This window comes from Paenibacillus sp. LS1 (assembly GCF_026013365.1).
Lineage (GTDB): Bacteria > Bacillota > Bacilli > Paenibacillales > Paenibacillaceae > Paenibacillus.
On record NZ_JAPDOE010000006.1, the window covers coordinates 139551 to 160827 of the forward strand.

The 21277-nt window shown below is 50.0% G+C and carries 11 protein-coding genes; 9 read left to right on the top strand and 2 right to left on the bottom strand.

Annotated features, from left to right (window positions below):
- Positions 1 to 272 precede the first annotated feature (272 nt).
- Together OM416_RS21155 and OM416_RS21160 are read left to right on the top strand one after the other, a co-directional pair.
- Positions 273 to 1724 carry a SulP family inorganic anion transporter gene (locus OM416_RS21155; RefSeq protein WP_264932719.1) on the top strand — a complete coding sequence of 484 codons (1452 nt, stop codon included), beginning with the start codon at positions 273 to 275 and terminating at the stop codon, positions 1722 to 1724.
- Between the two features lie 1331 nt (positions 1725 to 3055).
- Positions 3056 to 4663, top strand: a complete 1608-nt coding sequence (locus OM416_RS21160) for a DEAD/DEAH box helicase (RefSeq protein WP_264932721.1) — start codon at positions 3056 to 3058, stop codon at positions 4661 to 4663.
- Positions 4664 to 5156: 493 nt separating this feature from the next.
- On the opposite strand, the gene OM416_RS21165 is transcribed toward OM416_RS21160, so the two are convergent.
- Both OM416_RS21165 and OM416_RS21170 read right to left on the bottom strand, forming a co-directional pair.
- The gene (locus OM416_RS21165; RefSeq protein ID WP_264932722.1) at positions 5157 to 6089 is read right to left on the bottom strand and encodes a hypothetical protein; all 933 of its coding nucleotides are present in this window, start codon (positions 6087 to 6089) and stop codon (positions 5157 to 5159) included.
- A 2-nt stretch (positions 6090 to 6091) separates the two neighbouring features.
- Entirely contained in the window at positions 6092 to 6235 is a 144-nt protein-coding gene (locus OM416_RS21170; RefSeq protein ID WP_167350926.1) for a hypothetical protein, read from the bottom strand.
- A 262-nt stretch (positions 6236 to 6497) separates the two neighbouring features.
- On the opposite strand from OM416_RS21170, the gene OM416_RS21175 reads away from it, so the two are divergent.
- The 7 genes from OM416_RS21175 to OM416_RS21205 all read left to right on the top strand — a co-directional run bounded on the left by OM416_RS21175 (position 6498) and on the right by OM416_RS21205 (position 21116).
- A complete protein-coding gene (locus OM416_RS21175; protein ID WP_264932726.1) occupies positions 6498 to 8291 on the top strand; it encodes a vWA domain-containing protein in 1794 nt (597 codons plus the stop codon).
- A 279-nt stretch (positions 8292 to 8570) separates the two neighbouring features.
- Complete coding sequence (locus OM416_RS21180) at positions 8571 to 11960, top strand: tubulin-like doman-containing protein (RefSeq protein WP_091036105.1); 3390 nt, start codon at positions 8571 to 8573, stop codon at positions 11958 to 11960.
- Position 11961: 1 nt separating this feature from the next.
- Positions 11962 to 14409, top strand: coding sequence for a transcription initiation factor TFIID (locus OM416_RS21185; RefSeq protein ID WP_264932733.1), 2448 nt, complete (start codon positions 11962 to 11964; stop codon positions 14407 to 14409).
- Positions 14410 to 14599: 190 nt separating this feature from the next.
- Entirely contained in the window at positions 14600 to 15883 is a 1284-nt protein-coding gene (locus tag OM416_RS21190) for a vWA domain-containing protein (RefSeq protein WP_264932736.1), read from the top strand.
- A gap of 20 nt (positions 15884 to 15903) precedes the next feature.
- Entirely contained in the window at positions 15904 to 16551 is a 648-nt protein-coding gene (locus OM416_RS21195) for a beta-mannanase (protein WP_264932739.1), read from the top strand.
- 90 nt (positions 16552 to 16641) lie between these two features.
- A complete protein-coding gene (locus OM416_RS21200) occupies positions 16642 to 17901 on the top strand; it encodes a TRAFAC clade GTPase domain-containing protein (RefSeq protein ID WP_024632789.1) in 1260 nt (419 codons plus the stop codon).
- Positions 17898 to 21116 (top strand): hypothetical protein, encoded by a 3219-nt coding sequence (locus tag OM416_RS21205; RefSeq protein WP_264932751.1) that lies wholly within the window; start codon positions 17898 to 17900, stop codon positions 21114 to 21116. The genes OM416_RS21200 and OM416_RS21205 overlap by 4 nt, the downstream gene beginning before the upstream one ends.
- Positions 21117 to 21277 lie beyond the last annotated feature (161 nt).

Consider the following 21277-nt stretch of genomic DNA (forward strand, 5'->3'; position numbering starts at 1 on the left):
CCTGTTGTCGCACGAGTAAGTCAACTGAGGCAGCAATGGAATGCTAGCGGTACACACTGGAACGGAAACGACGTGAGCGCTCATTAACCCGTCAAGGCTATATGGATGGTGAAGAATGATGCAACTCAGGCAAGAGCATAGGCAGATCATGCGGAGAGGAGTCCGTTGTTTTGTGCTGTCCTGGATAGTTGGTTAGTGTGGACGGCTTCAGTTACTCTTCAGCAGGATTGTCCAATATGAGGAATACACGTAGGAGGAACGGCTAAGAACATATGAATACTTTAAAACAACAATGGTTTGGCAACATTCGCGGAGACGTGCTGGCAGGCATTACGGTAGCGCTGGCGTTAATTCCGGAAGCCATTGCGTTCTCCATCATTGCTGGTGTCGATCCGATGGTCGGATTGTACGCTTCGATTACGATTGCGATTGTGATCTCGATTGCTGGTGGAAGACCAGGCATGATCTCGGCGGCAACAGGTGCGATGGCGGTACTGATGGTTGGACTCGTCAAGGATTATGGCGTGGAATATCTTTTTGCAGCGACGATATTGACGGGCATTATCCAGTTTCTACTGGGCATATTTAAGGTTGGACGGTTTATTACGTTTGTGCCTCATTCGGTACTGACCGGATTCGTGAATGCACTGGCTATCCTGATCTTTATGGCGCAGTTAACCCACTTCACGGGAGCGAACTGGATCATGTATGCGATGGTAGCGGGCACGCTGGCGATCGTCTATATTTTGCCACGATTTTTCAAAGGTGTTCCAGCTCCACTGATTGCAATCATCGTGATGACGATTATTACTTTGGTGTTTCATCTCGATGTAAGGACAGTCGGTGACATGGGAAATATAACGAGTACTCTGCCGATGTTCCACTTGCCGAATATTGCATGGACTTGGGACACGCTGATGATTCTGCTGCCTTACTCATTCACCATGGCACTGGTTGGATTGCTGGAATCTCTGCTGACGGCAACCATCGTGGATGAAATGACCGAGACGAAGAGCAGCAAAAACCGTGAGGTTCGTGGTCAGGGTATCGCAAATTTCGTGAACGGTTTGTTTGGCGGCATGGGCGGCTGTGCGATGATCGGGCAGTCGGTCATTAATGTGAAGTCTGGCGGACGTGGAAGATTATCTACGTTTACTGCGGGTGCGTTTCTCGCGATCCTGTTGTTGCTGTTTAGCGGTGTGGTGAAACAGGTACCGATGGGTGCGCTCGTCGGTGTAATGTTTATGGTGTGCATCGGGACATTCGACTGGAGTTCTATCAAAAATATTGCTCGCGTGCCGCGAGCGGAAGCCTTTGTCATGATCGTGACGGTGGCGATTGTGGTCTATACCCATGATCTGTCGATCGGGGTCATGGTCGGCGTTATGCTCAGTGTGCTGCATTTTGGCTGGAAACAGACCAAGATCCGCGTACAGGCGAGCCAGGAACAAGGGCAGAAAGTATACCGGGTTCACGGACCATTCTTCTTCGGTTCTTCGTCCCGCTTCGTGGATGAGTTTGATGTGGAAGCTGATCCGAAGGAGATCACGATTGATTTTGGAGGGTCACATATCTGGGACAATACCGCGGTTGTGGCTATTGGCAAAGTGAAGTTCAAATACGCGAAGCTAGGCAAAACCGTGCACCTGCGCGGGTTGAACGAAGAGAGCACTCGCATTCTTGAACGAAGTGGATTTGCCACAGCCGGAGGGCACGGTTCGTAACTTGGTTGGACGAAGGTTGTTGTAAAAAGGTGCAATGTCGAAACGTAGTTACGCAGACAAGGTGAAAAATGAACGGTTTAGTAATTCTGGAGTTAAGGATTTAAACAAGCAATGAAGTTATGAAGGCTACTTTCTTAAAGTAGTGTTAAGCAGACATGTGACAGCCCTATGAGGAAGACAACATATAAAGATACTTTTTAATCAGCGGCGCACTTTTTCCCAATGTAAATCGGGGAGAGGGCGTCGTTGTTTTTATTAGAGAATGTGGTGTGTACAGCGAAGAAGAGAAAAGAAAAAGAACGAAGAAGAAGTAGTAGTTCTAATGGTGGTAGTGGTAGTTCTAGTAGAAGTTGTATTTGTAGTTGATGTTCTGGTTCTAGTAAATGTTGTTCTTTCTCTAGCTGATATTACTGTGTTGATGCTTGTGTCCTTCCCTATGTGTAAATTCTAACGAACCTGGCACGTCTTATATGGGGTTATTTCATGTTTTCGTTATTTTAACGAATCTCAGACATCTTATTTTGCTGATTCCACCTATACTGATGCCGTTTCGCGGGTATTTCCGAGTAATAAGGTGACTGGAGTTCGTTAGAAAATTCAAACGGTTTTAATTGGCGTAATAGGGTGTGCTGGATTCGTTAGAATTAGTGGTACGTGGGAATTGCATCGTTAGAGCTATTTTCGAACCGCGAGAAATCTTGAATCCTGATCTCAATGTACAGAGTTATGTAAGGTACCTTTCAATTCCTGAAACTTTTGCAAAATAGCTTCCTTTTGATCATTTTTTAGGATGACCTTCACAACAATTTATAAAATCATAGCAGCTATTTCAATCTCAACGATATCACTAAAACTATCTTGGGTTATGAACATAACGATCCATTACATCTTTCTCAAGGAGCACTATTAGACAGTGTAACCCGTTATAACCTCCGCCTGACCACGTACAGTCAAATCCTCAATCCCACTCACAGAGTCAAAATCGTACTTCGAGCTAACAACTTAGCTTGCCCCACTCATCATCATTCTCAGAGAAGCTCCAATATTTACTCTCAAAAACCATCCTCAAACTCACTTGGTCGATACAAGTCACACTGATCTTGGGATTTTGTGCTACAAGTTGGGGGTGTAACGCTGTATCCCCTTTTGTTTTGCTTGACTAACGTGTAAACTACAGGGTATGGAGAAGAAGAGCAACGAGTGGATTGCTTTTTAAAAAATTCATTTCATAATCATGATTGATATAAGGAAAACTAGTCTTGATGGCAGATACTGATACTAAGGTCATTATGAAATGGACTTATCTAAATGAATATACAGAGGTGTAACGATTGGCAAACTTTGAACAACTGGGCATTCGCCCGGAATGGTGCGAGATCCTGAAACATCAGGGCATCGCCGTGCCGACTCCGGTACAGGAGCGTTCGATTCCGGTACTGCTGGGTGGACGTGATATTATCGCTGAGGCACAGACAGGCACAGGGAAAACGCTGGCTTTTTTGCTGCCGATTATTCAGAAAATTAACGTATCCGACCGTTCGCCACAAGCGCTGATTATCGCGCCTACGCGTGAGCTTGCGCTGCAAATTACGGAAGAAGCGAAGAAGCTTACTGCTAACGACGATAAACTGCACGTGCTTGCCGTATACGGCGGGCAGGATGTGGACAAGCAACTGCGTAAATTGCAGAACGGTACCCAGATCGTTATTGGTACACCGGGTCGTCTGCTGGATCACCTGCGCCGTGGCACGTTGAAGCTGGATAATGTGAAAAAACTGGTGTTGGATGAAGCCGACCAAATGTTGCACATGGGCTTCCTGGACGATGTGGAGACGATTCTTAGCGAGCTACCACACAAACGTCAGACAATGCTGTTCTCAGCAACGATGCCAAAGGGCATTCGCAACCTGGCGAAGACCTACATGAAAGATCCGGAAGATGTGAAGGTATCTTCTCAATCTGTTATTCCGATCAAACAAATTCGCCAGCAAGTATTGGAATGTACGGATCGCGGCAAGCTTGAAGCGCTTCGCGGCATGATTGATACGTATCGCCCATACTTGGCGATCATTTTCTGCCGGACCAAGCGTCGTGCATCCAAGCTGAACCAAGATCTGCGTGAAGCAGGTTATGCAAGTGATGAACTTCATGGAGACCTGTCCCAATCCAAGCGTGAGAACGTAATGAAAGCGTTCCGCGATGCCAAACTGCAAGTGCTGGTTGCTACAGATGTAGCTGCACGTGGACTTGATGTTGAAGGTGTTACGCATGTATTTAACTACGATATGCCGCATGATGCGGAAAGTTATATTCACCGGATTGGTCGTACGGGCCGTGCGGGCGGTACAGGTCTTGCTGTAACGTTTGCAACAGAGCACGACAGACCGGAACTTGCACGTATTGAACAAGGGATCGACCAGAAGCTGTCTCGTATCCAGTGGACAAGCGAAGGTCCAATTGCTTCAACTGGAGCAGCTAGACGTTCCATCAACAGTCAAGGAGATGACGAACGTTCAGGCGGACGCTCTTCCGGAACTGGCAGTGCCCGTCGCGGTGCAGGCCGTAACGATCGCAGAGATGGCGGACGTGGGGGTCGTGGTTCCCGCGGTGGCGAAGGTGGCCGCAGTGAAGGCGGACGCAGTGGTGGTCGTAGCGGTAGCCGCAGCAGCGACAGCAGTCGTGGTGCAGCGGGTCAAGGTGGACGCGGTGCAGGTCGCAGTGGCGACGAGCGCAGCGCAGGTCGTGGTTCCGCACGCAGCAGCGACAGCAGTCGCGGTGCAGCGGGCCAAGGCGGACGCGGTGCAGCTAGCAGCGGCTGGGCTGGCCGTAGCGCCGACAAGCGCAGCTCCGGGCGCAGCGGCGAAGGTTCCCGCCGTCCGGAATCCGCAGGACGCGGACCGGCGAAGGGCGACCGTCGCGATTCACGTCGCGGACGGTAAAGCTGTCGGCGCAAGCGGCGATGTAGCCGCAATTGCGCAGGCACCATGCCATGCCACAGTGATGGGCATGGCACATTATGAGAGGGTTCGGGTACATATGTACCGAACCCTCAGATCAAGGGTCGCGACGGAACCACGTCGCGGCCCTTTTTCAACAGGACAGATGATCATTTCGGCTTATTCTTTTTGTCATCTGAGATTGCCTGTTGGCGCGCCTGCTTGATCCATGGAAGATACCATTTAGGTATTCCCCATCTAGTTATTCTTTTTTTTCGTGTACTGCGTATAGCACTTGGCATACTGCCATAAACTTCAAAACACCTCATCCTAGACCTAAGGATGGGGTGTTTTTGGATTATTTCTTATATCATTAGAAGCATAACCTTCGATCTGTGGTGCTGACGCGCATGCAGGGGGGGATGAAATTGCATTCGTCTATATACACGGAGTGAGTTTGCACTAAATTACGTTTTTCTATCTCAATATATCATCACTACACGTGAACATCTGCGTATTGATCCCGATATTTCTCGTTATATACCCGGCCTACTGACTCCGCCATACCCCCGCGTGCCTTGCTTGGATAGCGTTCAATCGTGTGATAAAGCCGCATGAATCGATCCTTGGGCATAAAGCGGGCGTAGCGGGTAATAAGACTAGGGAATAACTCAATATATTTGCTCTTGCGCACGGCAGCAGCAGCAACGGCTGTAAGAATCTGAATTCCGTTGTGGAGCTGTAAAATGTTCACTTCATAGGTCGCGATATAACGAATCGCATCTTCCCGGATCAAATCCGGCTTAAGCCGTGCAATCTCACCGATATATTCAGCCAGCAGCCGCTCGAAACTGCGTAGCAGCAAGGGCTTGAGCTGCAGATCCATATCACTTCGCAGGACAAAGGATTGTAACAGCGCAACCTGTTGCAGTCGAATCCGGTCATTGTAGACGAGTGAGCCAATCTCGCGGAGCATCTCATAGGCAAGTGCTTCATCCTGCTTTCGGGCTTCGGCGACCAGAGCCCAGTTACGGTTGATGCCCTGGCGGATGAGTTCCTCATCCTGTTGCAACATGCGCTTCAACTCACGCTGCTGCTCTACCTCGAACGAACGTTTCTGCATGAAGATCAGTAAGGCCAGAAGCAGCAGGGAAACGCTGGCTGCCGCCATGGTCTGATCTATGGTCTCACCGAAATAGGTGGCAGCTGCACCGAACAGTATCGTAATGAACAGGTCGCGTGCAATCCGGCGTTTCACACGGGAAGTCGCTTTCTCCTGAACGTAATTCAAGGTACCTCGGCCACAGGCCGTGCACTCATCTTCCCACAGGCAGGTATATTGTCCACAACGTGAGCAGACTTGCAACTTTTCATAGGCATAGGTCGTTCGATGAAATGGTCGTATGGATACAACTAGTTTAGTACTCATGCTCAATCACGCTCACCATTCAGAATAGTGTAGAGGGTACGATCCGTGTCTTCGCGGGAGACCGGTTTCCGCCGATGAAGCTGGAGTGCAAAACCCTTTATCATGACAAAAAGAAACAATATGGCGAGGCATCCGTATGTAACCATAATCCGTTCCCTTCTATAGCTTGGTAAACAAGCGCTGTTATATTGCAGTTTGCTGGCAATAACTATATCATATTTCCATAGTTGGTACTTTTGTGCCAGTTACAGGCGTGAAATCGTCGATTTTTGTCAGTCATTACAAAACTGTAACTCAAGATAGGGGTGCTTTTCAGAATTTATTAGTAGACTGTTAAGATTTCCTTAAGGCTTGACGCCTATAATAAACTATTCCCATTTTAATCTCAAACGTGAAGGAGTACACCTAATGCTGCGGACACGCAAAATACGCTGGCTCAGCGGAACGATGGTTCTGCTGGCAATTCTAACGCTACTGCTACCTCAAGCGTTGCTGCCACAAGCTGCAGCGGCTCAGGCACAGACGAGCGGAATCGATGCGGTACTTGTAGCCGATGTAAGTAACTCGATGAATACAAGTGACCGTGACAAGATCAGTAATGAAGCCATGAAAATGTTTATTGATATGCTGCCCGTCCAGGGGGACAAGGTAGGGATTGTCGCTTATACCGATCAGGTGGAGCGGGAAAAGGCTATGCTGGAGATTCAGTCCGATGCGGACAAGAGTAGCCTGAAGGATTTTATTGATCAGCTCGGCCGGGGGCCATATACCGATGTCTCAGTTGGTGTCGCCGAAGCCGTGAACATACTGAATCATGGTGCAGACCCATCTCACTCGCCAATGATCGTTCTGCTGGCGGATGGCAACAATGACTTTAACAAAACCAAAGGCCGTACACAGGCACAATCCGACGCTGATCTCGCGAAAGCTGTGAAGGAAGCACAGGATCAGGGTATACCGGTGTATACGATTGGACTGAACGCAGATGGCAAGCTGAATAAGGAAGCACTCGCAGACCTGGCGCAGCAGACTGGAGGCAAGTCATTCATTACCGATACGCCGGATGATCTGCCACAGATTCTGAGTGAGATCTTCGCCGATCATGCCAAACTGAATGTGGTGAAGCTGCCCTCTGTAACGGGAAACGGCAGTTATCAGGAAGTTACCGTGAACGTACCGAATGATAGTGTACTGGAAGCGAACATCTCGATTATGTCCTCGAAGCCAGTGGAAGTGCAGTTGACGGATCCTTCCGGACAAGCCGTGGATCTGAACTCGGATGCAGCCAAGCTCTCGACGTCGAATAGTTATTCCCTCGTGAAGCTGTTGAAACCGCAAGAGGGAGACTGGAAACTTCGGGTAAAAGGGGCTCCGAAAGACAGCATCGATATCAACCTGTTGTTCAACTATGATCTTCAGCTCGTTGTGGACCCAATTAAGACCAAGTCCTATACCAAAGGGGACAAGGTTGATCTAGCAGCCAAACTGGAGAATGGCGGTCAGCCACTTCAGGATAATGATCTGTATACAGATATGAAGGCCACGCTGGTTGTGAAAGATGTAGATACAGGGAAAAGCGAGGAGCAACCACTGGAAAACACAGGTTCTGGTTTTGCTGGAACGTTTGAAGTACCGGACAATCATAACTATGAATTGGTCATCCGTGCGGAAGAAGACAGCTTCTACCGTGAAAGTGCGCCAATCACGATTAATGCGAGCGGAGCAGCCGGAAGTGGATCTCAACCAACAACGTCAGGCGGTGAACAGGACAAGCCGTTTCCTTGGTTACCTGTCATCCTGAGTGTTATCGCTCTGATTGTGGTCGGTGTTGGTGCCTGGTTCCTGATGGGCTGGCTGAAACGCAAAAACCGGGGATTTGTAGGTCAGATGGTGGTGGAGATTCGTGATGAGAACACGGGAGACAAGTCATATCCACAATATAAAAAGCTGGTATCCTTCCGGGGCAGATTTCATCTGCATCAGTTGTTGCAACTGGACCCTGAGCTGAAGGAAACCGAAAAATATGTATTTACGCCCAGCAATGGGGATCGAATTATAATCCGTAACACCGCAGGCGGTACGCTAGAGAAATCCGGTCGTGCAGTCGATGCAAGCTCAGGCGTTGAACTGAAGAACGGTGACCGACTGAGCATCCCGCTGCAACAGGCGGACAAGACCATTTTAATTGAGTATTTGGTGTAAGTTGATTGTTTGGTTTAAAAGGAATGCAAATTTAAGTTGGATATAATTGTTTACACGAGAACGGAGAGGACAGAGAAAACCTGAAGAAGCGAAGCGCTCGCCTAAAAGCTTTCTGAAAGAAAGCTACATCGGAAGCATACGCTATCCTCAGATTTTCCCCTTTAGAAAAGGGAACCAAAAAAATCTGAGGATAACAGCGATCGGAAGGTTACTCTGTCATCGGAGTGGCAAGTGTAATGAGTTTGTGCCCAACTGGTCTAACTAAAGGGAGGACATGGAATGAAACCGATTGTTAGAGAACATATTCAGCAACTGGATGTATCACTTGGCGGAGGGATTGTCAGTGAGAAAATCAGAGTCGATACGATTGATAACCCCATTCTGATTATTGGTCTGGGAGGAACAGGAATTGATGCGCTGTTGCGCCTCAAATATCAGATCAACCGTCGTTTCAAGCTGCCACAGGACCCGGTATCCAAGAAAAAAATGGACAAGCCGGACAATGTGGAGTTTCTGGCTTTTGAGACGAACGAACAGGATCGTGCCAAAAAGTATAAAGGAATCGGGCTCGATCCGATCAATGAATTCGTGCTGCTATCCAATGCCGAGATTGGCGGACTTCTACAGAACCGCAGCGTGCTGGAGCCGTACATTACAGACTGGCTGTCTCCGGAACTGAGTATCACGGACGGTATGAACGGCGCCGCAGGTGTGCGTCAGGCTGGACGTCTGCTGCTGTTCACGAAGATTAATCAGGTCGTGCAGGCCATCGACAAAAAGATCAAAACCTTATCCGTAGGCACCAACAAAAAACTGATGGTGTTCCTGCTGACAGGTCTGTCCGGCGGTACTGGCAGCGGCTGTTTCCTCGATATTTCCTATATCGTGCGCGGCATTATCGAACGTGATCACGGCTCAGCCGGGATTGACCGCGTCAATACGCTGGGATATCTGTTCACGCCAGACGTGAACCTGTCCAACAAAAGCTTGAGCGAACATACGCGTGAATACATTCGCAAGAACGGATATGCAGCGCTCAAAGAGCTGGACTACTGGATGAACGTGGATAGCCGCGGTGAGCGATTTACACAGAAGTACGGCAATATTTTAACAGTCAACTCACCACTGCCACCATTTAACCTGTGTCACCTGATCTCTGCAACGAATACCGAAGGCAAATTGCTGGAGAACGCCTACGATTACTGCATGAACGTCACGGCCGAGAACATTACCAATTTCATGGCAAGTGAGGAGAAGCAGTCGGGTGAGGAGTTCGCGATCCATGACTATATCAGCAACATTCGCACCAACATTGCACAGATGAACAAGGTGTACCCGGCTAACTATGATTACAACATCATCGGTGCCTCTTCGGCTGTACTGCCGATTGAAGAGATGACCACGTATCTGGCTTACCGGATGTTCGACAAAATGAACACCATGTTCTCCAAAGCACCGAACCAGGAGGATACCGAGAAGTTTGCCCGCAAGCTGGGCATTGATCTCGAAAGTGTGGTCAAGTCCTTTGAAGCACGTGTGCCTGAGCCGCTCCCTGGTTATCAGAACAGTGAGCGTCTGTCCTATGGAAATGTGGTGAAATCACAGGTTGTGAATATGGATACTGAGCTGGAACAGAACTTCCTGGCTCGTGCCCGTGAAGAATATATCAAGGCGAAGAAACAGCTGCCGGGTGAGATTGCCGGCCAGTTCACCGAACAGATCCGGCGTATGTTTTTGCATCCCGAACAAGGTCCGTTCTATGTCTCCCGTCTGATTTATACGGAAAAAGGTTTCTGTGTACTGAAAATGATTCAGTCGTACATCGAAACGTTGCGTGAGAATGCCTTCCGCATTCCGCGTGATATTGAAGCAGCTCAGGAGCAGTCCGAAGAGAAGCTGGGCGATGCAAAGAGTGCTTTTGTCTCCAAAGAGAAGAAAAAGAATGCTTATATTGAAGCAAAAATTCATGAGTACTGGCTGCACGCTGACGTGGAACGCAACGATCAGATGATCGAGTTCTATGAAGATCTGTATGAGTTGCTGAACCAGGAAAACAGCCGCATTTATAACGTATTTACCGAAACGCTGAATGCCCTTAGCTCGATATTCGCCAAGAACGGTGATTTGCTGACACGTGGTGAAGAACAAGCCGATCACAAAGGCAACAAAACATATTACTGGAACGTCGTAAGTGTACCGGATATCGTCAGTGTGGTGGATGGACTACTGGACAAGCGCGATACGGATGATCTGATTCGTGACTTCTCTCGTGAATTGCTGGAAAACTCCAGCCAGTGGGTGAAAGAGAACGAGATTGATATCGTCAGCTCCATCTCCGACTTCCTGAGTGAGAAATTCGGTGATCTGATTACTCGATCCATGGAAGATTTCCTGGTAATCAAATACGGTCAGGATGAGTCGGTCGAGAAATTCGTGGAACGTTTCATTGCTGGCAAGCTGGATGATGAGGCCGTTCCGGTGTTCAATCTGAGCAACAGTACAGGCAGTCTGCATTTCCCTTCATGGGGGTTTGTATCGGTACCGGCACAGGCACCAGGCATTCTGAAAGGGATTCGTAATTATCAGAACAATGCGGTGGGCAAGTCTCATTTTACCGTCAAGGAAAGTGAAGTGCGTAATCGGATTTTCTGGCTGAACACCCGCAACGGGGTACCACTCTTTGTGTATACACCGCTCAAAGTCTATGAGGAAAGTTATGAACGTACCATTTTGGACAAAGAAGGCATTGGTCGTCACTTGGTGCAAACGGAGAAAAACAACTGGACCTATCTGCCGTCTCCGATTCCGGAGAAATCATGGGGAGATGTGTACGAGAACGCCCGCGTGAAGCAGTATAACGCCCGTGTGCGTAACGAGTTTGAGCAGGCGCTCGGTTACAACATCGTGACAGCCAAATCGATTGATGAGAATACAAGCAACCGGTATGCGATTGTGACAACAGAAGCGTTTGACCTGTCTGCCAAACTGGGAGCCTACGACATGCGTCTGACGTCCACTACGCCGAACCTCGGTGAAGTGAAGCGGGCCGTGATCGAGCTGAAGCGTCTGCAATCCGAAGGGTTGCCGCGTGTAGGCGTTAAGGATATTTTCGGCAGTATTAATGAAGATATGGCCAAAGAAAACCTGGTACGCTCCCCACAACTGATCGCACGTGTACGTGAGGAACTGGCGAAGATGAATGCCATCTCGGCCAAAGTTGCCGAACTCGAAGGCATTCTTGCCCAGTACCAGGACGAGGAGCAATGGTATGACCGCTTCATCGAAGCACTATATACCGACACCATCGTCAAAAAAGGTGCGCTCTACGTCTATGACCGTGACCCGGAAGAAGACGCATGGGAGCCGTTCGCGAACCTGATGAAGAGCCGTAACTTTGCCGAGTATGAAGTGTTTGGCAACTTCCGTGGTCTGGCGGAGAAGGATCGCAGTACATTGCTGCGCAAAGCCTCCCGCCGCGATAACGATCTTACGGCCTCAGAGGATATCACGCCACTGCTGACAAAGCTGGATGATCTGGCTGCACTGTTCATGGAATCACGTGATCGTCTCGAATACGAGCGGGTAGAACTGGCTAACGGAGAAGACATCTATCAGTTCTACAGAACGATGTCGTCCAAGCTGAACGACATTCGCAGAAGGCTGAAGTAAGATGGTGACCGGGATGGAGTTCAATTCGAACAATACCCTGAAGCGCGATCTGGAGGAGTATGCAGCACAGTATGCAATAGAGCAGGAGCGTCAAGGCAGCCTGGGTGATGGACGCAGCAGTATCCATTACCCGGCTTTGTTCCTTTTCGTAGGTGATCTGGTTGCGCCTGCGGTGTCTGCCGTGCAGGAGATCAACCGGTTGAAGTGGGATAACGGAGACGGTGTGGTCTACGTTCAGATCGGAACAGAAGATCAGGAAGCTCGTCCGGTTGAAACGAGGAATGGTGGCTCGTCCGATGATGGGCAGGTAACTCGTCATCGCTTGCCTCTGTCTGCTGGGCAGACGGAGCGACCGTCCAAAACACGGCGCAAGGATGTCCACCGCAGTTTCCATGATTCCGATCAGGCGCTCTTTGACCTGAATCGTACGCTTCGGCGGGTTGGTAACCGAATTGCCGAATATGGACGGTTGTACTCGTCATTTGATCGGATTTACGTTACGGTGGTAACCAGAGCGGATGATCCGCTGAATGTATTGTTGCCAGAACTCACCAAGCTGACGGAGACGATTTTGTCCCAAGCCTTCAAGTCAGTGCAGACGGATCTGCATGTATTGGTCAGCGAGATGGAACAGGTGGACTCCTTCGGATATGCTAGCGCAGCAGGCCTCGCTTTTCTGCGGGAACTGGATTATATGCAGTCACTGGACTACACGTTCAGCGGTAATCTGCTGGTGACGGAGGATGGGATCTCCATTCCCGTTGCACATCCTGCTTCGCCGTTGTTTGATCTTGTATATCTGTTGTCTGACAAAAATGAGCGTGGAACCGGTGTCCCTGGTGGCTGGATCGAGAATGCCGAGATCATCTGCCGGATCTGCCTGCTGAAGAATAGGAAGCAGGATGGGAATCACTCGGGCACCGTTTCAAGTACGGGCGCGAACACGTACAACAATACATCCTTTAAAAATAATATTCGTACCACCTCTGATCAGCATGGTTATGCAAGCGCAGGTTTTGCCGAGATCAGGCGGCCAAACAAGCCAATTGCACTGGCGGTTTTATACCACCTGTATCGGTATCTGCTCGCACGCATGCGGCAGGAGCCGGATTGGAGCATTAAGGACAAACTCGCTTTCTTTGGACTGGACGCGGCTTCGGTGGAACGCAAAGTCGAAGGCCTGCTGCCCGATGAAGATCTGGTTAGTGGCATGAGTGGCATCATGACGCATAACGTCAGTTTTTCCGATCTGAAGCCGCTCTCGCTGCGTGAAGCGGAGAGAGCATTGTTCGGACAAGGAGCCGAGGCGTACTTCCGCGATAACGTCGTTCGTCTTGTGGAGGAGCGTGTGCGCGAGCGCAGCTCTGGCGGCTCTCTGCGCCGTCAGGCTGAACAGTCCCGAGAGGAACATTCAGAGGTTGGCTACTTCCAGTGGGCAGCCTGGAGTGACAGTGAGCCTGGCAGTGTACGTGAAGCGCTGCTCGGACTGATTCGGGATAAATCGATGCAGCTTGAATCGGCACGTGCTCTGCTGGAGCAACGTCAGCAAGAGCGAGTGGAAGATCAGTCGTTCAAACGAGCGTTGTTCCGTGATAAACAGAATGTGCGCAATCTGATTGACTGCATGCTGGAGCGAGTGTATGTACCAAAGGTAGAATTACTGCGACTGGAAAATGAGTTACATCTGCTGCGTATCTACGATACGGAGATGGAAGAGCTTCACCGTTTCAGTCGCCACGTAACAGCAGCACTTGAATCGCTGGAACGCACACTGCGAGAAACGGCTGTCCAAAGTATCGCTGCTGCGGATGAATACATCGGGCAGAACGTGATGGAGTACTACGGCAAAGTGACGGAAGAGCTAATCACCGATTTGGAAGCCAAGCGCGGACGGGACGTATGGTTTGAGGACCGTTACATGGGAGACATGAACCGGCTTGCCACAGAAGGCGATGACCGTCTGCTGAAACGGCTGATGGAGGTATGTCACTCGTTGCTGCTTACGGCAGAGCCATTGCGATTACCATTTGAAGAAGAGCTGTTGCAGCGGGCCAATGTAACGATTGCCTACGGAGACAAAGACGTATTGACCCGGGATGATCTGTTCCGCAGGTTATACCACACGCTGGAGGATCAGGCGGTCGTTCGGGTACGGGTATTCGATTATACGCAGGAACATCGGTATGAAGAGAAGTATTTCTTTGGTGACCATCATAGTGCTTTCATGGACTACGCGGCACATGCCGAAGAGACGTCACGCATCTACAAGCTGGGTGTGGTGTACGAAGAACGCAGCAGTGGTGTGGAAAAGCTGAATCTGATGGGAGGTTTCCATCTGGAGGATCTCATGGTGTATCGGAACGGCAAGGTATACTATGACTCGTACACGGAGAATGGCTATGAACTTCACCCCGCAGGTCTGGTGGAGAAGTTGTCACCCATTCGTTAAGACGTCTGGATGGAAGGGAGGTACAGATTGGCTACTGATGCGAAGTTGCGCCGAGCAAACCCGATGTTTGTCTGTGACTCCGTGATTAGACGCGGATCTGTTTTCCATCCAGGACACCGAATAATTACCCGAATCAATTTTGTATTAACTCAGCCTGCTTACGGCTGGTATGGAAAGGATGCATGTGGACATGCAGCGAAAAATCAATCTTCTCCTGGTCCTGTTTAGCCTGATAGGCGGGGCAGTGGGCTTTGCGGCAGGAGAAATCATGCTGCGTCAATGGCTTGGGGAGATGCCACGTCTGTTGCTGATGGGATTATACTTTGGCGTACTGGCGCTGAGCGTTGGATTGTTCTGTTTGATCGCAGAGATGATCTCACCCAAGCTGAATGGCGCTTCATGGAAGCTCCGCTATCTGGGACTGTCTTGGAAATTGCTTGTTCCGGCAACACTTGCTCTGTTGTTTGTTGTTGGACTCGCCCTGCAATTGCTGTATCAGATCAATCCGGGCGGTGTGAAGCAAGTCAAGGACATCGTACTAATGATCGACAACTCGGGCAGCATGAGCGAGACAGATCCGGATAACGGACGTTTTGAAGCAGCCAAGACACTGATCAGTCAAATGGAGAGTGACAAACAGGTAGCTGTCATTACATTTGATGACCAACCGCAGTTGTTGCAACCGTTTATTGCGCTGGATAGTGACGCGGCGAAGAATGAGGTTTATAGCAAAATCGATGGCATTGTTACGACTTCAGGCGGAACCAATTTTGATGCCGTGCTGCGTGAAGGCATGGAACAGATTCAGGGCAAACAGGACCCGAAACGCGGTACCGTCGTCATCTTGTTATCCGATGGCTTCAGTGAAGCGGAGACGGCAGATATTTTGTCCCAATATGCGAGTGAGCAGATATCGATCAACACGGTCGGTCTAAGCCTAGTGGACCCATCAGGTACGGATTTGCTACGTAATATTGCCCAGCAAACGGGTGGTATGTACTATGATGTACCGGATTCCGGTGGTCTGAATCTGGCATTCCAGCAGATTTACGATACGATTGATGAACGGACGCTGGTAACGGAGCGTACAGGCAAGATGGAGCATAGCGTTTATCTGGCGATTTTCCGTGTAGCAGCTGTGTTACTGATTGGCGTGGCGCTGGGTGTATCACTTGGACTCGTGTTCGATAACCGTCATCTCGCACTCAGCTTTGGTATTGGTGGTGCGGTGTCGGGTCTACTGGCAGGGTTGCTGCTGGAATGGGGCCTCGACGGTTCAAACGTGGGTGATACATTCGTACGACTTGGTGCGATGCTCATTTTGTCTGGCGTACTGACTCTCTTCTCCTGGATTGTTCCGATTAAGGAGAACACGCCGCGGAAGAGCAGGGGGCGTCGTGAAGCTGGTGGCGGAACTTCTTCAACGGAAGGGTTCGGTCAGAGACCAAGAGATACACGCAGCAAAGGATTCTAACGTCGGGAGGTCAATGGAACATGCAATTTACGGATGCAGACCCTTCGACACCCTTGATTCGAAAACTGACACTTGCGGTGGACGAAGGACGTTGTACACTTCGCTGGCTCTGGCCGGAATCAGTAGAAGCTGTCTATGTGGAGCGGCTGGAGCTGGATATGATGAGCGATGATCGTACCGGAGAAGAGCCTGCACAGGGCAAGCTGAAGCTGTACACGAGAGAGGAATATAAGGCGAGCAATGGTTACACGGATCGGATCACAGGTTTTGGTGCCATCAAGTACACGGTTTATGTGTGTCAGATGCAGGAAGATGGGCCTGTGCTGATCCGTCAACGAGACGAGGACAACATGGTGATTGCAAGCGCAGGGAAGGCGGACATCCGCTTTTCTATTCGCTACAAGAGCGGTTTTTTTCAGAAACGAAAAAGTGTATTGATCACCGTCACAGCGGAAGTACCTGTTCCGAAGGAAGCACTCTGTTATGTTCGCAAACAGGGCGGGGTTCCGCTGAATAAGGAAGATGGTACGGTGTATCCTTTTGTGAGTGATTTTGCTCCCGGAAGAAATGAGATGCCGCCCGTTGAAGTTGCCAAGGATGATTATGTGCGGTTATTCTTCACGGACGGACCGAGATATGGAGCCGCCTATCGGCTTATATCAGACTAGATAGTTGGACTAGCGATTGGAAGGTTACTCTGTCGTCGTAGTGCAAGTGTAAATCACCTTAGTCTGACTGATCAGGGGAGGGGAGTGGCTATGAGCTTTTTTAGTCGGTTTTTGAAGAGACAACAGCCGGAGGAACGTCCGCTGTTTTACGATATTGTATGCCCTTATTGTTTCAGTAAGTTTTCACCGGAAGAGGTCGTGTTCCGCGCTGCCCATCATCGTGATGATGATGAGGACTATGCACTCGGGGAAGATGCGAAGCTGAATCGGTATCGTGAAAGGTTCGGACTCGACACGGTATTTGATATGGAGGCCGTATTAGCTCCGCATGATGTACCGGAGGAACATCGGATTTATTCCGATAACATCGTAATGGGTCTGAACGATCGGTACGGTGTCGTTACACGCCGCCGGTTGTGCCCGCAGTGTCACAATGAGCTACCTGTTACGGCAGGTAAAGCACCGAGCAACATCATTTCCATTATTGGTGCGTCCCAGGTGGGTAAATCCGTCTACATGACTTCATTAATTCATACATTGCAGCATTATACAGCCGATCATTTTGACGCGGCTTGCATGCCACTGAATGCGGAGATCAGCCGCCGGTTCCGTGCGGATTATGAAGAACCGTTGTTCGAACGGGGCGATCTGCTGGATTCCACACAGAAGGAGAAATTGCAAGAACCGTTTATCTTCCAGTTTGTGTTCAAGGACGAAGATAAAGCGCCGCTAACCTTGGTGTTCTTTGACGTTGCGGGTGAAGGTATGGTGGAGCAGGATTATCTCGGACTTCACGGGCAGCACATCAAGAACTCGGCAGGTATTCTGTTCATGGTGGACCCGCTTCAGATTCGTTCGATTCGGGACAAAATCCGCATTAACCTCGGCAACGAGCCGGGAGAGTGGACACCACGATACGATGAGCCACGCGACGTGGTACTGACAATGTTCGGAGATTTTATCGCTTATCAGGATAAAGCCAAGACCAATATTCCAACAGCCGTTGTGCTCACGAAAAGCGACATGCTGCATTCCCTCAAAGATGAAGAGGGGGATTATATCAAATCCAACAGCAATGTGTTCCGCAACATGGTGCACCGCGATTGGTTTGACTTAACTGAGTTCGAGAATATCGACGGGGAGATCCGGCGTTTTATCGAGAAGGTGGATCGTCCGTTCAAGGGCACGATGGATGTGTACTTCAAGGATACAGCCTATTTCGCAGTATCTGCGCTGGGCAGCAATCCGGTGGATATGAAATTGCAGGGTGTGGTTAGCCCGATTCGCGTGGATGAACCCTTCCTGTGGTTACTGTACAAGCTGAAGTACATTGAGGGGAGAGTGGGATGATGCGTTCTTCCGTAACCCCGCCCATTGAACAACAGTTGTATACCCGAGAGCGGCGCGGGGTGTTTCGCACAACAGAGGGGTTCGATACGGTTGCGGCATCGCCGGGACTGGACCCTTCTTTTATCAAAAAAGTGCTTCACCCTTACTGTGTCTATGACGCTCCAGCGGAGCTGACAGGCCGTAGTGAGAAGGACGAGACGAAGTTTCCGGCTTCCATTCACCTGCTTCATCTGGAGAGTGGAGAGACGATCCTTGGGCAAAATGTGTACCAGTCTGCGGATTTCACCGGGCTGCGCAGCGCCTTTTTCGCTCATAATTACGTCTTGTCTCCCGAACGCTCGGAAGAGCAGATGAAGCAAGGCGGCTGGCTGGATGCCGTGTTCGCCACGTCCTATGACATCGAACAAGGTACAGTCCTGCCGGCGCTTGCTGAATTGCCTATCTCATCTAGGGACGGACAGGGTGCGGCGACCGATGTGGGTGTAGGATCACCAACCCAAGTGCTGAGCGCCTTGAAAATGAACGAAGTGCTTTTCAAGCGTTTGCTCTACGCCGTAATGCAGTCTGTAGCGACACGCAGAAAAGTATACATTGCGCTGGACCTTCCCGCAGAAGAAGTCACCGCAGGGGCCAAAGGATTGCTACGTTTGCTGTACACGGCTTTACCATACGCATTCCGGCGGCAGCTGGGATTCATGACGTTTGCCAAGGACCCGCAGGCGAAGAAAGGCATTCACGTTCAGTTTGTAGAGCGGGGGACGTTGCGTCCGAAAGACCGGAATACGGAGAAGGATTTCACCTTTGATCTGGTATCCGGCAGAGTGACGCATGCAGATGCATCTGTGGCGAAGTTACCTTATGCGGAATTCGCTTGGGCCTTATTGCAGGAACCTGCGGCGGCGGATGCGTTCTATACGTTTGCCGATGAAATGCTATCTGGCATGGAGCCTGGAAGGGATCTTTCCATTGAAGCTTACGGCGAACTTGCGGTGTTCTATGGTCTTGAACAAGGCGTGGAAGACCTGTATCTGGATAACAAAAGCCATGTCCTGAGTGGTTTGTTGACCTATCTGAAGCCGGAAGGTGGATCACGGCAACGTTCACGTCTGAACGAATTGTTCCTGACCTTACTCAGCCGAGAACTGGACAGTGTGAAACGCGAGAACGTACCCGAAGAAGACGTCGCTGCTCGTATTGGAGAATATTTCAGTGTTGCCGCGCCCGTGGTGCAATCCTGGATTGTTGACTATTTCATCTACGGTATAAATAATGCCCGTGCCCAGAAGCGGATGCGTGCTGTACAGGAATTGTATGCTGTGCTGGATCGAGATCCGCAGCTGAATCGAGCTTTCTTTGACAAAGTGCTGGCCAATGAATCGCTCACGAAGTTGTTGTTCGAGCCTTATCTGGACAATCAGCTGAAACGCACCGAATCGGCAGCTGGCGTCGTGGAAGTGATCCGAAGATGGGTTACGTCCCATCCATCTGCGATCCACTACAGCTTCTTGCAGGAGCGGGCAGCCAATGAGCTGCGTGAACGGTTATGTTCTGCGCCTAATTCGGTACAGTCTGCGAATGAAGCTCTCCAGCGGGTTAGCATACTGGATCGGGTATCAGCTGATGATACCTATGATACAGGCATTACGGCACGAATAGGCCAATCTGAAGCTACAGTTCGCCCTAATCGAAAAGGGGGATCTCCGTCTGCCAGTCAAGATCCGGCATATCTGGAGGAGTTAACCCGCCTTGCAGACAAGCTCGCATATGTCATTAACCTGTTTATGATTCAGGATCTGGATCTGGAACGGGTTAACCGTGAGCAGCTGTTAAGCATTGATATTTTGCAGCATGGCAATGAAGTTAGGGATTGGGCAGCACGTCAGGGCTCTGATGTATCTGCTCGAACGAACATGATGCTGGCTGCGAGAGCATGGCTTAGTGGCGAGGGGAATGAAGAAGAGGCATTGGAGGCACTTTCCCTGGCAGAACGCAATGAACTTCAACGCTGGACGCGTCGCTGGCTTGCTGGAGAGCTGCAGGCTCATCCGGGGATCGCGGCTTATGAAGCTTTGCCTATGGCCTTCTACCGGGGAGGAAGCGGTAGCAATCGGTTGGATTATCCTGGCCTGATTGAATTCATCCGCACCAATGCAAGTCGTGCTGAAGGGTTGTATCCATTCTTCGAATGGTCAGGAGATCAACGAATGTTTGTCCGGGGTTCCAATGCGCATAAAGGATATGCAGATGCCCTTGTGGCTTATTTCAAGGCCCATGACCGTGACGCTTTCAAGTCGAAGTCGACTTTCAAACCGTATTATGCGAGAGCGAGCAAGACAATGAAGCCGGTCTATGACCGTGCCAAGACAGAATTGTCATCCCCACTGGTGCGGATGCTAACGGGTAAAAGAAAGAATCTGTTTGGATTAATCCTCTTAATCCTGGTTCTGGGTATTGCTGGCGGTACATATGCATGGATGAATAATTCCGAGGAGCCGCCAGCGGCGTCCCCACCATCTACCGAGGAGCCTGGCATTCCAGCTGAACCTGAGGTACAGCTCGCGGAGAAGATTGCTTATATGATTCCTGCGACTGAACAGGAGGATACGGAATCCGCTGCTCAATTGGTGATCCGTTTCAGGAATGAAACGGGAAGTACTGAGTTTGAGCAAGGCTCGCTGCAATTGACGATGAAAGATGGCAGCACGCAGGAGTTGGATGCTACAGGTAAGTGGGAGAGCTTTAATCGGAATGAAGAGCTAGATACCCAAGAACCCACCGATGATGGTTCAGGAAGTACTTCCGAAGGAAGCACGGGTGGTTCCTCAGCGGGAAACGCGGGGAACGCAGAGCAGACGGAGGATGGCGATCAGCAAGCAGATTCAGCCACATCGGGTGATGCCACTTTAGATCCTACTACCGATGCAACAACGGATACAGGGACCAATGCATCATCCAATGCTGCGAGTGGAGACACGGATCAAGGTACCGATGCAGACCAAGCTACAGGTTCGGCATCGCCTGATACATCTGTATCCAATGAACAGGATGCGGATGCGACGACTTCTTCACAGATGTCTATTGGAGAGGTGGATCGCCTCTATCCGTATGGATTGCAGATTGTTCTTCCAGCGGATATCGATGCTGAGAGCATTGCCAGTGTGCAGAGCACTCAGGGCGGGATGACGGTAATCCAATTGATGCCGCAGCCTAATTAAGTTGTAAACCATATTATGTGAGCATGTTGCATAGATTCATTGAGTGCCTTTTGATCCAATAATGAAAAATGCTGACCTCATACCTTATTAAACGAGCGTATGTGAGATGACCTTGAACTCTAGATTCAAGGTCATCTTTTTTTATTTGATATGGCGGATAC

Excerpts from the sequence above, each read along its gene's own strand:
- OM416_RS21155 (WP_264932719.1), top strand. The coding sequence starts at position 273 with ATGAATACTTTAAAACAACAATGGTTTGGCAACATTCGCGGAGACGTG.
- OM416_RS21165 (WP_264932722.1), bottom strand. The coding sequence starts at position 6,089 with ATGAGTACTAAACTAGTTGTATCCATACGACCATTTCATCGAACGACC.
- OM416_RS21170 (WP_167350926.1), bottom strand. The coding sequence starts at position 6,235 with ATGGTTACATACGGATGCCTCGCCATATTGTTTCTTTTTGTCATGATA.
- OM416_RS21175 (WP_264932726.1), top strand. The coding sequence starts at position 6,498 with ATGCTGCGGACACGCAAAATACGCTGGCTCAGCGGAACGATGGTTCTG.
- OM416_RS21180 (WP_091036105.1), top strand. The coding sequence starts at position 8,571 with ATGAAACCGATTGTTAGAGAACATATTCAGCAACTGGATGTATCACTT.
- OM416_RS21185 (WP_264932733.1), top strand. The coding sequence starts at position 11,962 with ATGGTGACCGGGATGGAGTTCAATTCGAACAATACCCTGAAGCGCGAT.
- OM416_RS21190 (WP_264932736.1), top strand. The coding sequence starts at position 14,600 with ATGCAGCGAAAAATCAATCTTCTCCTGGTCCTGTTTAGCCTGATAGGC.
- OM416_RS21195 (WP_264932739.1), top strand. The coding sequence starts at position 15,904 with ATGCAATTTACGGATGCAGACCCTTCGACACCCTTGATTCGAAAACTG.
- OM416_RS21200 (WP_024632789.1), top strand. The coding sequence starts at position 16,642 with ATGAGCTTTTTTAGTCGGTTTTTGAAGAGACAACAGCCGGAGGAACGT.
- OM416_RS21205 (WP_264932751.1), top strand. The coding sequence starts at position 17,898 with ATGATGCGTTCTTCCGTAACCCCGCCCATTGAACAACAGTTGTATACC.